Genomic DNA, 13827 nt, shown 5'->3' with positions numbered 1-13827 from the left:
TCAGACCTGCCAATATTGGCCGCAAGAATCGGAGTGCTTGCGATGAAAGACCAGCGTATTCTGGCTTCGTAATGAATGATGTCAGGACATATGCCACATGACTACAAAGCGTGCTTACGAAACCGAAGATCAGCGCTGGGCAGCCGTGCAAGCACGAAACCCCGCTGCCGACGGTCAGTTCGTCTATGCGGTACGCACCACAGGCGTGTACTGCCAGCCCAGTTCGGCAACGCGTCTTCCCAAGCGCGAGAACGTCAAGTTTTTCGATTCAGCCCAGGATGCTGAAGCAGCGGGTTATCGCTACAGCCGCCGCGTCCATGGCGACCAGTCCAGTGCGGCAGCCGAACGGGCCGCCATCGTGGCGCGCGCCTGCCGCCTGATCGAAACTTCGGAGACGCAGCCATCGCTGGAGCAGCTGGCGGCCGAGGTAGGCAAAAGCCCCTTTCATTTCCACCGTCTTTTCAAGGCGGAAACGGGCCTGACGCCCAAGGCATACAGCTCGGCCTATCGGGCTCGCAGACTGCGCGAAGAACTAAGCAGCCCGGACACGTCCATCACCAGTGCGATCTACGACAGCGGCTTCAACTCCAACAGCCGCTTTTACGAAGCCTCTGAACAGTTGTTAGGCATGCGTGCACGCGACTACCGGGCCGGTGGTGCCGGTGCGATTATCCGTTTCGCGGTGGGCCAGTGTTCACTGGGAGCGATTCTGGTCGCCCAGAGCCAGCGCGGCATCTGCGCCATCTTGCTGGGCGAGGACCCCGAACAGCTGGTCCGCGATTTGCAGGACCAGTTTCCCAAAGCCGAGATCATTGGCAGCGACGGGGATTTCGAACAATTGATCGCCCAGGTCGTAGGCTTTATCGAAACCCCTTCCATTGGCTTGCAGCTGCCGCTGGATGTGCAAGGCACGGCTTTCCAGGAACGTGTCTGGCGCGCACTGTGCGAGATCCCGCCAGGCACCACCGTCAGCTACACCGAGATTGCTGAACGCATAGGCTCTCCCAAAGCAGTGCGCGCCGTGGCCCAGGCCTGCGCCAACAACCACATAGCCGTCGCCATCCCATGCCATCGCGTCGTGCGGCGCGATGGCGACCTGGCCGGCTACCGCTGGGGCATAGATCGCAAGCGTGAACTGCTGCGCCGTGAAGTGCAAGACTGAGATCGGCTGGCGGCCCAAAGCTCAAGAACAGGTTTGAGGGCAAGAAACGGAGTTCCCTGTCAGGCCAGGATAACTACGATGTGAACTCTTAATGGGAACACAGGAGATTTCACTCATGGCTTTACTTGATGGCAAGGTTGCCCTGGTTACTGGCGCATCCTCCGGCATTGGCCGCGCCACGGCATTGATGTTTGCCGAGCACGGAGCAGCTATTGTCCTGACAGCAAGGCGCAGCGCTCTGCTTGAGGACGTCGCCAAGGAAATCCGGCAACATGGCGGCCGCGCTGAGCTTGTGGCAGGCGACATTACACGGGCTGAAACCCATGAGCAGTTGATCGACACCGCGGCCAGCAGATTTGGCGGGCTGGATATTGCAATCAATAACGCCGGTATTGTCGGTGCCCTCAAGCCGCTGGCCGAGATGAGGCTGGGAGAATGGCAAGCAACACTGGATACCAATCTTGGAGCAGCCTTTCTGGGTGCGCGTAGCCAGATTCCAGCCATGCTCAAGCGCGGTGGTGGTTCGATCGTTTTCACATCAAGCTTTGTAGGCACCAGTGTCGGCCTGCCCGGCATGAGCGCCTATGGTGCTGCTAAAGCGGCACTCATGGGACTGGTCAAAGGCATCACAGCGGACTATGCAGCCAAAGGCATACGGGCCAATGCGCTGTTACCGGGCGGAACCGATACCGATATCGCCGGGGATCAGAGCACCAAGGAATGGGCGGCAGGACTGCACGCCATGAAGCGAATCGCCCAGCCCAAAGAAATTGCGTCCGCTGCACTTTTTCTTGCCTGCCCCCTGTCCAGTTTTGTTACTGGCTCTGCCCTGTTTGCCGATGGCGGCAATGCGGCCGTGAAATGACAAGGCGGTGCTTCCTGACAGCAGATGAAGCACCGCAGCGCCTACCGAAAAATACTGACGCTTATTAGCCCAACTGCCCTAAAACCGGGAACGTCTTGAGAACCCAGATAGCAAAACGCGCCAGCTCGCCCGTTGCCATTGCCCAGCCCATCACTATCAATACCAGTCCCGCCCCCCAGCGTACATAGCGCCCGATATTCCTGATTTGCGTCATGCGTTGCAAAAACGGCGTCACAAAGCAGGCAGCCAGAATAAAAGGGACGCCCAGGCCCAAGGCGTAAACGGACAGCAGAATACTGGCTTTGCCTGCGCTGGCGGTACTGGCCCCCATCATCAGAATGCCAGCCAGAATCGGGCCGATACACGGCGTCCAGCCAAAGCCGAAGGCCAGGCCCATCACCGTTGCACCGCCAGGACCAGCCGCCTTGCCGGACTCAAAGCGATAGTAGCGTTGCAGGCTCATGGGCATGCGCAGCACACCCATCACACTCAAACCGGCCAAGGCCACCATCACGCCTGCTGCCAGATTGAGCTGATAGCGATACGCCATCAACAACTGGCCCAGGTACGACAGGCTCGCCCCCAGTGCAATGAACACCAGTGAAAAGCCAGCAACAAAACAAACACTGCGGCCTAGCAACTGGCTACGCTTGACCTGCGTATAGGCTTGCCCATCCCCGGCCAGATACGACAGATAGCCAGGCACCAAAGGCAGGACACAAGGGGACAGAAACGACGCCATCCCCGCCAGAAAAGCCGTTATCAGGGCGACCAGCCCCAAATCCAAAGACACAATTTCCATATCAGGGGGCCGCGGCAGGTTCCGGTGCCGAGTTCGCTGGCATACGCATACGCTCACGCGCCAACTGCAAGCCCTGATTCACCACTTTGGCAGTTTCCGAATCCGCCGGGAATTGCGCCAGCAAACGCTGCCAATAATCGATTGCCTCGGGATACTGCTCCTTGTGCAAGGCGGCAGCTCCTGCCAGCATCAGGCCCAAAGGCTCTTCCGGATAAAGGTCCAGGGAACGCTTGACCAAACGGCCGGGCAAGCCATCCAGAGTGTCGACTCCAGCCAGCAGCATGGACTCGGCATATTCAGCCAGGGCAGTCGGGTCTCCGTCCACCACCGGCATGGCTTTGGCATAGGCCTCTGCCGCTTCCTGATGACGACCGTAGTAACGGTGCGAGCGGGCCATCATCAGCCAGGCGCCAGGATCATCCGGGTTTTCTTTCAGACGTTGTTCCAGACGGGCCACCATGGCCTCAATATCCACGGGCTGCGCATTGGCTTGTTGCTGCACGGCGGCTGGGTCCAGCATCACCGGGTTGCCTAGATAAAAGTACAAGGCAATGGCGGCAACCGGGATGCTGACCATCAAGGTCCAGGCCAGTTTGGGTGCGCCGGCTTGTTGCACCGACTCCGTTTTCAGTCCCTCGTTCTCCTCCAGGACGCGCTGACGCAAGTCCATCTGCGCCTGCTCGAAGTCCTGAGCGGACAACACACCAGCCTGCTTGTCTCGCTCGATTTCTTTCAACTGCTCGCGCAAGATCGCCAGGTTCGCCTGCTTGTGTTCAACCACACGCTGCAAGGCGGGTTTACGTTTGACGCTCAACATCAAATACAGCGCACACACCAGGACCAGCAGCGCGGCCACAATATAAAAAACAATAGTCACGATTGTTCATCCCGAGAAGAGCCTTGCAAGAGAGCATCGGCTTGGCGGCGTTGCTCATCAGTCAGGGCCGTTTCATCACCCGCACGGCGTCGACGGCGCAGGGTAAAGGCATAGACCAGAAAGCCTGTCAGCAACAACAGGGCTGGTCCCAGCCAGAGCAGTGCAGTAGTGGACTTGAAGGGCGGGCGATACAAGATGAAGTCGCCATAGCGGTCCACCATATACGAGCGGATTTGATCCGGGCTGCGGCCCTGCCCCAACTGCTCCATGATCTGATGGCGCAAGTCCACAGCCAGCTCGGCACGCGAAGCCGCAATAGACTCGTTCTGGCACACCAGACAACGCAGCTCAGCAGCAATTTCCAGCATTACCGACTCCTGCTCCCCTTGCGCCCCCGACTGGGCCTGGGCAGAGGGTATGAAAAGCCACACGCTGGCAGCCAATGCCGCCATCCATTGACGCATCATCATGGCTGCTGCTCCAAACGACGAATTAAGGGCAACAAGGTTTCCTCCATGGATTCACGCGACACGGGGCCTATATGCTTGAAGCGCACAATGCCCTGCTTGTCGATCACAAAGGTCTCCGGCACACCGTACACACCGAAATCAATGCCCACGCGACCATCCCGGTCCATGACAGAGACCTCGTAAGAATTGCCATTGCGCAGCAACCACTCACGGCTTTCCTCGGGCACGTCCTTGTAGTTCAGACCCACCACCGGCACCTTGTGCTTGGTGGACAGTTCCTTGATAAAAGGATGTTCCGTCAAACACGGGTAGCACCAGGAGGCCCACACATTCAGCAGCCAGACACGGCCCTTCATTTGCTCGCCCGAAAAACGGGCTTCGGGATTGTGCAATTGAGGCAGGCTGAACGCCGGGGCTGGTTTATCGACCAAGGGCGAAGGCACTTCGCTGGGCTTCAAAGTCAAGCCAATGCCCAAAAACACCAGCAGCAATACAAAGCCGATCAAGGGGACGGTAAAACGGTTCATGCCTGCACCTGCGTATTCATGGCTTTGCCCTGCACAGCGGCACGGGTTTGCTTGGCACGATAGCGTCGATCACTGATGGCCAAAGCACCGCCCAAGGCCATCAGCAAACAACCCAGCCAGATAAAGTCCACCAGGGGCTTGTAGTACAGACGCACACTCCAACCGCCCTGGTCGAAGTTGTCGCCCAGCGCCACGTAAATATGACGCAAACCATTGGCATTGATAGCCGATTCCGTCATGGGCAAGGCCGAGGACAGATAGGTACGCTTTTCCGGGTACAAGGTCGACACCACTTTGCCGTCCTGCAGCAGCTCCACCGTGCCACGCTCGGCCGAGTAGTTCGGGCCGGGCACAATGCGTACGCCCTGGAAGCGCGCGTCATACGCGCCTACCTGTGCCGTCTGGCCAGGCTGCAACAAGACATCGGTTTCTGTCTCGTAGTGGCTGACCATGGTCACTCCCAGCACAAAGACAGCCACGCCGATATGGGCCAGATGCTGGCCCAGCCAGCTGCGCGGCTGAGAGAACACACCGGAACGCGTAGCGCGCACACGCTTGACCACATCAAACAAGCTGCCCAGCACAATCCACATGGCCAGACCGGCTCCCAAAGCGGCGGTACCCTGCCACTGGCCATACAGCAAGGGAATGGCTGCGCCCAGCACCACGCTGAACACAATCACCAGGGCCAACTGGCGCACTATTTCCATCAAGTTGGCCCGCTTCCAGTTAGCCAGCACACCAAACACAATCAGGACCAGGGCCGGGATCATCAAAGGCACAAATACCTTGTTGAAATAAGGTGGCCCCACGGAAATTTTGCCCAGGCCCAGCGTATCCATAATCAGGGGATACAAAGTCCCCAGCAAGACCGTGCCCGTCACCACAACCAGCAAAACGTTATTGACCAGCAGCAAGGACTCGCGCGACACCACGGCAAACTGCCCACCTGCCCCAACGCGCGGTGCACGCCAGGCAAACAGGATCAGAGAGCTGCCAACAATGACGGCAAACAGACTCAAAATGAACACACCACGTGCCGGGTCAGTGGCAAATGCATGCACTGAAGTCAACACACCGGAGCGCACCAGGAAAGCGCCCAGAATGGACAGCGAGAAGGTGCTGATTGCCAGCAGAACCGTCCAGTTCTTGAAGCTGCCGCGCTTTTCCGTGACCGCCAAAGAGTGAATCAAGGCGGTGCCCGCCAACCACGGCACAAAGGAGGAGTTCTCCACCGGGTCCCAGAACCACCAACCGCCCCAACCCAGCTCGTAATAGGCCCACCAGCTACCTACGGCGATACCCAGGGTCAGAAACAGCCAGGCCGAGGTTGTCCAGGGGCGCGACCAGCGCGCCCAGCTGGCATCCAGACGCCCAGCCAGCAAAGCGGCAATCGCAAAGGCAAAGGCCACCGAGAAACCCACATAACCCATATACAGCAAGGGTGGGTGAACAATCAGGCCAATATCCTGCAAGAGCGTGTTCAGATCCAGACCTTCGGCCGGAACCGGGAACATGCGCTCAAAGGGGTTGGAGCTGATCAACACAAACAGCAGGAAACCGGCCGTAATCAGACCCAGTACGCCCAGCACACGAGCCAGCATGGCCTCGGGCAAGGAGCGCGAGTAAACACTGACGGCAAAAGCCCAGCCCGTTTGCATGAACATCCACAGCAGCAGCGAGCCTTCATGCCCGCCCCACACCGCGGCAATGCGGTAGAACAAAGGCAGCTTGGTGCTGGAGTTCTGTGCCACATAAGCCACAGAGAAATCAAAGCTGACAAAGGACCAGGCCAGACACAGCAAGCTGAAAGCCACCAAACCGAATTGCCAACGCGCCGCTGGACGTGCGAACGCCATCCAGGCCAAATTGCCACGCCAGGCTCCATACAAGGACACAATGCCTTGGGCCAGCGCCAGTACAAAAGTCAGAATCAGGGCAAAGTGTCCAAGCTCCGGGATCATGGCTGGGCTCCTTGTTTCGCGCGCTCGGCCTGCTCCATGGCATGCATGGCCTCGGGCGGCATGTAGTTTTCATCGTGCTTGGCCAGCACTTCTTCCGCCACAAAATGGCCCTGCTCGTTCAAGCGACCTTGAGCCACCACGCCTTTCCCCTCTTGAAACAGGTCCGGCAAAATTCCCGTATAGCTGACAGGCACCTGGGCCGCGCCGTCTGTCACCACAAAGTTCACGGCCATGCCTTGGGCGCCACCACGGCGAATGCTGTCCATCTGCACAATGCCGCCCACCCGGAAGGTCCGGTTTTCAGGGCTTTGCCCCTGGCTGACTTCAGTAGGGGTAAAAAAGAACACTAGGCTGCTTTGGAAGGCATTGAGGATCAGGGCGGTTGCCGCCCCCAACACGATCAATGCGCCCAGAATCAGGACCAGACGATTTTGTCGCTTAGTCATGGCGCTGGTCCCCCAGGGCGCGCTCGTCACGTACCCGCTGCCAGGCCCGTGCCCGCCCTGCCCGGACGCTGAGCACTTCACCCAGCATCAACACGGTACAGGCCAGCACCGAGCCCCACACATACACGGCATAGCCGCCCATAGCGAAAAAATCGCCCACACTCGACCAATGCATCATCAGCCCTCCGTCAAGTTGCGAACCCAGGCGGTATGCGCCTCACGTTCAAGAATCAAATTACGCACCCGGTACAGTGCGATGGCAATGCTGTAGCACCACATGGCCAGACTCATCAGCAACATGCCCGTCAGCATGACGGTGGCCATGGACGGCGAGCTGGTCAGCGATACCGAAGCCCCCTGATGCAAGGTGTTCCACCATTGCACCGAGAAATAAATAACGGGTACATTCACCACCCCGACCAAGGCCAGGATGGAAGCGGCTTTATCGGCACGGCGCGGGTCATCGATGGCACCGCGCAAGCCCATGAAACCCATGTACAAGAACAGCAGCAACAATTCGGAAGTCAGACGGGCATCCCAGACCCACCAGGCGCCCCACATGGGTTTGCCCCACAAAGCCCCCGTGACTAAAGACAAGACCGTACAGATGGCTCCGGTCGGTGCCAGCGCGGCCGCCATCATGGCCGCCGTGCGGCTATTGAAAACCAGGCAGATCAAGGACCAGAAGCCCATGGCCAGATAGATCAGCATGGACATCCATGAGACCGGCACATGCAGAAAAATGATGCGATAGCCCTCGCCTTGCTGGAAATCAGTTGGAGCCAGGAAAAAGCCCACATACGCCCCAACTACGAACAGCAGCAGAGCCAGAGCGGATGCCCAAGGCACAATGCGTCCGGCCAGGAAGTAAAAATTCTGCGGGGCAGCGTAGCGATACAAAAAGTTCATGGAGTTTACTCAAGAGCAAGGCGCAGCGCCGCCGCCGTAGCAGGTGGCGCGAAGAACAAAGCCAACAGTAAAAAAGCGGCCAGAACGGACAGATGCGCTTGCGCACCCAATCCGGCCTGAACCGCTTGCACCGCCCCCGCCCCGAAGACCAGCACGGGAACGTAAAAGGGCAAAATCAGTAAAGCCAGCAAGACCCCGGCTGAGCGCAGCCCCAGCACCAAAGCCGCGCCAATCGCACCCAGCAAGGTCAGAACGGGCAGGCCCAGCGCCAGAGACACCATCAGCACACCCAAGCTGGACGTAGGCAGACTGAATTGCAACCCCAGAATCGGAGCCAGCAACAGCAAAGGCACCCCTGTCAAAAAGGTATGCGCCAACACCTTGCCCAAGACCCAAAGGCTGAGCGGCAAGTGCGAAAACAGCACCTGCTCCAACGCGCCGTCCTGCTCGTCCTGCTCAAACAGTCGGCTTAACGACAGCATGGTGGCCAGCAAGGCCGACACCCACAGCACACCGGGGGCCATCTTGGACAGCAAGGCCGCATCCGCCCCCACGCCCAAGGGGAACAGGCTGCACACCACCAGGAAGAAAACCAGAGGGATCAGAACGTCGCCGGGGCGACGCATCGCCAGGCGCCACTCGCGCTTCATCAAGGCTAAAAAGAGGCTCAACATGCCTGCCCCAGATCCAGATGCTGCACCTCCAAATCCCAGGGCAAAGTCTGGTGGCTGGTCAGAATGACCGCGCCCTGCTTATGCAGATGCTGCGCAATCAGCTCGCCCAGAAACTTCTGGCCGGCGCTATCCAGCGCAGTCAGTTGCTCGTCCAGAATCCACAAGGGTCGGTTGCTCAGGGACAGGCGCACCAGAAACACGCGGCGGCGTTGTCCAGCCGACAACTGCCGTACAGGCACGCGACGGTAAGCCAGCAAACCGCCTGCCAGCAACGCCTGGTCGCAAGCGTCCCGCTCCAGGGGAACGCGATCCTGCATGAGCAGGCTGTCCAGATTCTCTTGCACCGACAAGCTGCCATTAAGCCCCGGCGCATGTCCGCCGTACACCAGTTGTCGTCGGTAATCGCTATCGTTGCTTTGCACGGGGCGGTCGCGCCAGATCAACTGACCTTCATCGGCCTGGGCGATATTGGCCAGGATGCGCAGCAAGCTGGTTTTGCCGCTGCCATTGGGCCCACTGACCAAACAGCATTGGCCAGCTTCAAGCCTTAGGCTCAGCTCGGAGAACACACGACGCTGGCCCCGTCTACAGGTCAGCGAAACAGCTTGAAGCACAGCAACCCCTTGTCAAGAAAGCAAACAGAGCGAAGCCGCCCATGAAAAAAGGCGGCTTGCTTAGCTCGCTAAGTAAAGACGAGCCCTCTTCAAGACAGGGGATGTTTTACTTAGTTCCACAATACCCACGAGAAACTCAAGCTTATTGATCTAGGCCAATCCGGGTTCGAGGCTACATTCTTGATAAGATGCTGCCTTAGTACTTTCTTTGAGCAATAAACCATGAGCACCCCAATCACCCTGACTCCCCAGCCCCTGAGCCCCGAGGCTTTTGCCCCTTATGGCTGGATGTTGGGCAAAGGTTTGGCCACGGCGCCTGCGACGGCAGCCTTCAGCAATGCCGCTACCGATTTCTGGCATGAACATGCGTTTGACACAGGTCCAAGCGGTCAGACCGAAGTGTTGTGGGTGAATTACCGGATTCAGGATCGCAACATCACGACGCTGGAAAACCACCTGCTGACACAACAGGCACTGATCCCGCTGACCGGTGAAGTGATCCATATCGTGGCCGAGAGCAAGCCTGAAGGCGGCCCGGACTTGTCCACCCTGAAAGCCTTCCGCATCCCTCAAGGGCAAGGTGTATGCATGCGTCCCGGTTGCTGGCATAGCAGCCGTGTTGCCGGTGGTGAAGTGGCCTGTTTGATGTTGACGCGTATCTCTACCACGGTAGATCTGGTCGCCCACTTGAACGAGGGCAAACCCGCTGTGGAAAGCGAATTGCGTCCTCTGGAGCAAAGTGTGGTGGTGGCGCTGTAAAGTGCCCGCAGCAGAACGTGACTACCGCTCTGCCGGACACCCGTATTAAAACGTCGATGCCGCGCCGTATTTCAGCGCCAGCTCAATAAAGGCGCGCATCGCTGCAGATTGATATGCACCTTTGCGCTGCATCAGAATGGCCCGCCGTTGCGGCGGTGCCGGGTCCAGACTCACCGCTACCAAATACTCGCTATTGCTGGCAATGGCAGCAGGCAACAAGGTCGCCAGACCTGTGCGCCGCACCACCTCAATGACCGCATTGAGCGAGTTGGACTCCATCGATACCTTCAAGTCCAGATCATGCTGACGACAATGACGTTCGATCTGTCCGCGCGTGGCGAACTCGGGGGTCAGCAACACCAGAGATTCACGCGTCAAGGTATCCCTATCAATGCTGCGCCGCTCGGCCAAGGGGTGCGTACGGCTCATCACCAAGGCCAGCGTCTCCACCAATAAAGGCTGGAACTCCACTGCAGCCGAGGTAGGCTTTTCAAACGCAATACCAATATCCAGCTCGTCCTCGACCAGCTGCGTTTCCACGCGCTCCTGCAACATTTCCTGAATCACCAGACGCACATTGGGATAGCGCCGGTAGAAGGCCTCCACCAAAGGACCAATCAGGTAGGACGTAAAGGTCGGCGCCACCGCCACCCGCAAGGAGCCTCGACTCAGATCACTGACGTCGTGCAAGGCACGCCGCCCTTCCTCCAGATCCTGCAAGGCTTGCCGGGCATAACGCAGATAGACCTCACCGGCATCGGTCAAACGCACCAGACGCCCGGTGCGGTCAAACAATTGCGCGCCTAAATGTTCCTCCAGCTGACGCACCTGTTGCGACAGGGCCGGCTGAGACACGTGCAAGGCACGCGCGGCGCGGGTAAAGCTTTGATACTGGGCAACCGCCAGAAAGTAATTAAGATGGCGCAAGAGCATAAGGGGCCTTTGTATAAGCAAAGCCAATGAAAAGCATCAGAAATCGGTATTTTACCTTATGACCTTGAAGAGTTAATCTTCTATCCAAGCCGAACTACAAGGACAAGGATGAAAGACATTATCGACGGTTTCCTGAAATTTCAACGGGAAGCCTACCCCAAGCGCGCCAAGCTCTTCAAAAATCTGGCTACACAACAAAACCCCCGCGCTTTGTTTATCTCTTGCTCCGATAGCCGGCTGGTCCCAGAGCTGGTGACACAACGTGAACCCGGCGATCTGTTCGTGATTCGTAACGCTGGCAACATCGTCCCTTCCTACGGTCCAGAACCCGGTGGGGTGACCGCCTCCGTGGAATACGCCGTGTCCGCCCTGCGTGTATCCGATGTCGTGATCTGCGGCCACTCCGACTGTGGCGCCATGACCGCCATTGCCTCCTGTCAGTGCCTGGATCACATGCCTGCCGTGGAGCACTGGCTGCGTTATGCCGACTCGGCACGTCTGGTCAATGAAGCCCGCACACACGCCAGCGAGCAAGATCGCATTGCTTCCATGGTGCGAGAAAACGTGGTTGCCCAACTGGCCAATATCCAGACCCACCCTTCGGTGCGCCTGGCCATGTCCGAAGGCCGCTTGACGCTGCATGGTTGGGTCTACGACATTGAGTCTGGCACCATCGACGCCTATGACGGTGGCAGCATGAAGTTTGTGCCCCTGGCCGACAACCCCAATGTCTGTGTCGCCCCCCTGGTCCGCGGCTAAGCCCAATCAAGATTGAACCAAAACGCCATGCAACAGCATGGCGTTTTTTTATTGCCCATTGCCCGCGTTTATCCTGTCCGCACAATCCTGTGCCTGTCTGTGTAAGGAATAAACGCCTCCTGACTATGATGGTCCTGATCCGATGATCTTTTCATCCACCTGTTCCATCCGAGATGCCGGTTGACTTTGAACCCCAAGACACAAAAAGCAAAGGGCTGTTCAAAAGGTGCTGCTGGGGGAACGCCTTTTTAATGACTGAGCAATGAAAAAAACATGTCTTGCCTTGGCCTTGATGACTCTGCATGCCGGGACACAGGCCCAAGCGTTCTCCAATACCTATTTCATCGGCGACAGCCTGACTGACAGTGGACAGTTCGGCTCGCGCTTTACCACCAATCCTGGCCAGGTCTGGTCCCAGGTACTGGCGCAAAAGCTGGGAACCGACGCCTCACCTAGCAGCCAGGGCGGCAGCAACTATGCTGTCGGTGGTGCTCGCGTGGCCGTCGATGAGCTGCTGGACCCCAGCAGCCCTCCCGGCCCCACCAATCCACCTTTGCCCTCCATGACAACACAGGCCAACCAACTGCTGACCACGAGCAACGGGCGTTTGGACGGGCAGGCCCTGTACACCGTCTGGGGTGGCGCGAATGACTTGTTTGCCGCCGTAAAAGACCCGTTCAATATGTCTCGGATCGTGGCTGATTCCGTCGGCAATCAAGCTGCCCTTGTCACCGCGCTATCGCAAGCAGGCGCGCGCTATATTCTGGTCCCCAACATCCCTGATCTGGGCATGACTCCGGAGTTCTCCGGCTCACCGATCAGTGCAGGTATTGCCACCTTGCTCAGTGACAGCTACAACCAGGCTTTCGCCCAGCAACTGGCAACAAGCTCAGCCAACATCATTCCTTTGAATGTCTCGGCGCTCTTGCATGAAGTGGCCGCAGATCCCCAAGCCTATGGCTTTAGCAACGTCAATACTGCCGCCTGTGGCAGTGTTTCCTCCCGCCTGTGCACCCCCGCGGATCTGGTCGCAGCCGGAGCAGATCAACACTATCTGTTTGCCGACGGCGTACACCCCAGTTCAGGTGGCCATAGTGCGATTGCTGACTATGCCCATGCTGTCCTGAGCGCTCCCAGTCAGGTCGCCGTACTGGCCTCCTCCGCCAATACCGCCGGGCAGATGCAAATGCAGCATATTGATCGTCGCCTGCACACTGTCAGCTCGTCCGGGAACCCAGGTTTGTCCGTCTGGTTCCAGGGGGAGGCCATCAGCCGCAATGGCAGCAGCTCGAACTCGCGTCTGGACGGTACCCAGGCGGGATGGAAGCTCGGTGTGGACAAGCGCATGAACGACTGGACGGCAGGTGCTTACCTGTCCTACGAGAACCTGGATGGCAAAACCGCCAACAACGGCAGTTACAGCCAAAAACGTCAGTCAGCCGGCCTGTACGGACGTTGGCAAGCCAGCAATCTATGGTTCAACGCCCAGCTGTTCTACAGCGATCTGGACAATAAAACCCGCCGCCACCTGCGTCTTGGTGCCGCCACACGCGAGCACCAGGCCAAAGCGGGCGGCAGCCAATACGGTGGCAAGATAAGTACAGGCTACGACTGGCAGGTCGGTACTGTCACCCATGGTCCGCTGTTGAGCTTGAGTCTGCAGAAAGCCAAGATCAAATCCCTGTCCGAGGACGGGCAGGGTCTGTCCACCTCCATGGGCTTCGACGCCCAGGACCAGACCTCTGTACAAAGTGGCCTGGGCTATCAAATCAATGTGGCGCTCAGCAATCAATGGGCTGTGTATGCCTCTGCAGAGTGGCTGCACGAGTTCAAGAAACCAGCAAAGCAACTGGGCGCGCACCTGCAGGATGGCGTCTACAACAATCGCCAGTTTTATCTGCCTACAGACCAAAAGCGAGTGCGTGACACAGGTCTGCTGGAATTGGGAACCGTGGGCCAGTTAAGCAATAACTGGACGCTGGGGGCCGGTATCAGCGCCCAAGTAGGCAAAGGCACCAACGCACAAACGGCCGTGCATCTGAATACGGCTTACCGCTTCTAAGCCT

Annotated in this window: 16 protein-coding genes; 5 read left to right on the top strand and 11 right to left on the bottom strand. The window is 58.3% G+C overall.

All coding sequences use genetic code 11. The features are described 5' to 3' along the window. The first annotated feature begins 97 nt into the window (after positions 1 to 97). Positions 98 to 1162: a bifunctional DNA-binding transcriptional regulator/O6-methylguanine-DNA methyltransferase Ada gene (ada, locus tag CPY64_RS01910; RefSeq protein ID WP_042483087.1), complete on the top strand. Its 1065-nt coding sequence runs from the start codon at positions 98 to 100 to the stop codon at positions 1160 to 1162. A gap of 115 nt (positions 1163 to 1277) precedes the next feature. After that, positions 1278 to 2027, top strand: a complete 750-nt coding sequence (locus CPY64_RS01905; protein ID WP_042483086.1) for an SDR family oxidoreductase — start codon at positions 1278 to 1280, stop codon at positions 2025 to 2027. A 64-nt stretch (positions 2028 to 2091) separates the two neighbouring features. Here CPY64_RS01905 and CPY64_RS01900 read toward each other — a convergent pair whose 3' ends face one another. Genes CPY64_RS01900 through ccmA form a run of 10 tightly spaced genes read right to left on the bottom strand, consistent with a single transcriptional unit; the run spans position 2092 to position 9310 of the window. Next, positions 2092 to 2829 (bottom strand): cytochrome c biogenesis CcdA family protein, encoded by a 738-nt coding sequence (locus CPY64_RS01900; protein ID WP_171902904.1) that lies wholly within the window; start codon positions 2827 to 2829, stop codon positions 2092 to 2094. A gap of 1 nt (position 2830) precedes the next feature. After that, positions 2831 to 3706: a c-type cytochrome biogenesis protein CcmI gene (gene ccmI / locus CPY64_RS01895; protein ID WP_042483085.1), complete on the bottom strand. Its 876-nt coding sequence runs from the start codon at positions 3704 to 3706 to the stop codon at positions 2831 to 2833. Continuing rightward, a complete protein-coding gene (locus CPY64_RS01890) occupies positions 3703 to 4176 on the bottom strand; it encodes a cytochrome c-type biogenesis protein (RefSeq protein ID WP_042483082.1) in 474 nt (157 codons plus the stop codon). Before CPY64_RS01890 ends, ccmI begins: the two co-directional genes overlap by 4 nt. Beyond that, positions 4173 to 4703 (bottom strand): DsbE family thiol:disulfide interchange protein, encoded by a 531-nt coding sequence (locus CPY64_RS01885; protein WP_042483080.1) that lies wholly within the window; start codon positions 4701 to 4703, stop codon positions 4173 to 4175. The genes CPY64_RS01890 and CPY64_RS01885 overlap by 4 nt, the downstream gene beginning before the upstream one ends. Then, complete coding sequence (locus CPY64_RS01880) at positions 4700 to 6667, bottom strand: heme lyase CcmF/NrfE family subunit (RefSeq protein ID WP_042483077.1); 1968 nt, start codon at positions 6665 to 6667, stop codon at positions 4700 to 4702. Before CPY64_RS01880 ends, CPY64_RS01885 begins: the two co-directional genes overlap by 4 nt. Beyond that, the gene (ccmE, locus tag CPY64_RS01875) at positions 6664 to 7113 is read right to left on the bottom strand and encodes a cytochrome c maturation protein CcmE (RefSeq protein WP_022983242.1); all 450 of its coding nucleotides are present in this window, start codon (positions 7111 to 7113) and stop codon (positions 6664 to 6666) included. The genes CPY64_RS01880 and ccmE overlap by 4 nt, the downstream gene beginning before the upstream one ends. Further along, the gene (gene ccmD / locus CPY64_RS01870) at positions 7106 to 7291 is read right to left on the bottom strand and encodes a heme exporter protein CcmD (RefSeq protein WP_080655600.1); all 186 of its coding nucleotides are present in this window, start codon (positions 7289 to 7291) and stop codon (positions 7106 to 7108) included. Before ccmD ends, ccmE begins: the two co-directional genes overlap by 8 nt. After that, a complete protein-coding gene (gene ccmC, locus CPY64_RS01865) occupies positions 7291 to 8022 on the bottom strand; it encodes a heme ABC transporter permease CcmC (RefSeq protein ID WP_042483075.1) in 732 nt (243 codons plus the stop codon). The genes ccmD and ccmC overlap by 1 nt, the downstream gene beginning before the upstream one ends. A 5-nt stretch (positions 8023 to 8027) precedes the next feature. Then, complete coding sequence (ccmB, locus tag CPY64_RS01860) at positions 8028 to 8696, bottom strand: heme exporter protein CcmB (protein WP_042483072.1); 669 nt, start codon at positions 8694 to 8696, stop codon at positions 8028 to 8030. Continuing rightward, positions 8690 to 9310: a cytochrome c biogenesis heme-transporting ATPase CcmA gene (gene ccmA / locus CPY64_RS01855; RefSeq protein WP_042483069.1), complete on the bottom strand. Its 621-nt coding sequence runs from the start codon at positions 9308 to 9310 to the stop codon at positions 8690 to 8692. The genes ccmB and ccmA overlap by 7 nt, the downstream gene beginning before the upstream one ends. Positions 9311 to 9532: 222 nt before the next feature. Between ccmA and CPY64_RS01850 the strand changes: the two genes are divergently transcribed. Further along, a complete protein-coding gene (locus tag CPY64_RS01850; RefSeq protein WP_042483068.1) occupies positions 9533 to 10069 on the top strand; it encodes an ureidoglycolate lyase in 537 nt (178 codons plus the stop codon). A 45-nt stretch (positions 10070 to 10114) separates the two neighbouring features. Here the strand turns inward: CPY64_RS01850 and cynR are convergent, their stop codons facing one another. Then, on the bottom strand, positions 10115 to 11002 hold the full coding sequence (gene cynR, locus CPY64_RS01845; protein WP_042483066.1) for a transcriptional regulator CynR: 888 nt from the start codon (positions 11000 to 11002) through the stop codon (positions 10115 to 10117). Positions 11003 to 11110: 108 nt separating this feature from the next. Between cynR and CPY64_RS01840 the strand changes: the two genes are divergently transcribed. Together CPY64_RS01840 and CPY64_RS01835 are read left to right on the top strand one after the other, a co-directional pair. Continuing rightward, on the top strand, positions 11111 to 11761 hold the full coding sequence (locus CPY64_RS01840; protein WP_042483063.1) for a carbonic anhydrase: 651 nt from the start codon (positions 11111 to 11113) through the stop codon (positions 11759 to 11761). 262 nt (positions 11762 to 12023) lie between these two features. Beyond that, a complete protein-coding gene (locus CPY64_RS01835; RefSeq protein ID WP_042483061.1) occupies positions 12024 to 13823 on the top strand; it encodes an autotransporter domain-containing protein in 1800 nt (599 codons plus the stop codon). Positions 13824 to 13827 lie beyond the last annotated feature (4 nt).

This window comes from Alcaligenes faecalis (assembly GCF_002443155.1).
In the GTDB taxonomy this organism is placed as follows: Bacteria; Pseudomonadota; Gammaproteobacteria; order Burkholderiales; family Burkholderiaceae_B; genus Alcaligenes; species Alcaligenes faecalis.
This window is presented reverse-complemented; position numbering and strand designations above follow the sequence as displayed.

Coding starts and splice junctions, on each gene's coding strand:
- ada (WP_042483087.1), top strand. CDS start 98: ATGACTACAAAGCGTGCTTACGAAACCGAAGATCAGCGCTGGGCAGCC.
- CPY64_RS01905 (WP_042483086.1), top strand. CDS start 1,278: ATGGCTTTACTTGATGGCAAGGTTGCCCTGGTTACTGGCGCATCCTCC.
- CPY64_RS01900 (WP_171902904.1), bottom strand. CDS start 2,829: ATGGAAATTGTGTCTTTGGATTTGGGGCTGGTCGCCCTGATAACGGCT.
- CPY64_RS01890 (WP_042483082.1), bottom strand. CDS start 4,176: ATGATGATGCGTCAATGGATGGCGGCATTGGCTGCCAGCGTGTGGCTT.
- CPY64_RS01885 (WP_042483080.1), bottom strand. CDS start 4,703: ATGAACCGTTTTACCGTCCCCTTGATCGGCTTTGTATTGCTGCTGGTG.
- CPY64_RS01880 (WP_042483077.1), bottom strand. CDS start 6,667: ATGATCCCGGAGCTTGGACACTTTGCCCTGATTCTGACTTTTGTACTG.
- ccmE (WP_022983242.1), bottom strand. CDS start 7,113: ATGACTAAGCGACAAAATCGTCTGGTCCTGATTCTGGGCGCATTGATC.
- ccmD (WP_080655600.1), bottom strand. CDS start 7,291: ATGATGCATTGGTCGAGTGTGGGCGATTTTTTCGCTATGGGCGGCTAT.
- ccmC (WP_042483075.1), bottom strand. CDS start 8,022: ATGAACTTTTTGTATCGCTACGCTGCCCCGCAGAATTTTTACTTCCTG.
- ccmB (WP_042483072.1), bottom strand. CDS start 8,696: ATGTTGAGCCTCTTTTTAGCCTTGATGAAGCGCGAGTGGCGCCTGGCG.
- CPY64_RS01850 (WP_042483068.1), top strand. CDS start 9,533: ATGAGCACCCCAATCACCCTGACTCCCCAGCCCCTGAGCCCCGAGGCT.
- cynR (WP_042483066.1), bottom strand. CDS start 11,002: ATGCTCTTGCGCCATCTTAATTACTTTCTGGCGGTTGCCCAGTATCAA.
- CPY64_RS01840 (WP_042483063.1), top strand. CDS start 11,111: ATGAAAGACATTATCGACGGTTTCCTGAAATTTCAACGGGAAGCCTAC.
- CPY64_RS01835 (WP_042483061.1), top strand. CDS start 12,024: ATGAAAAAAACATGTCTTGCCTTGGCCTTGATGACTCTGCATGCCGGG.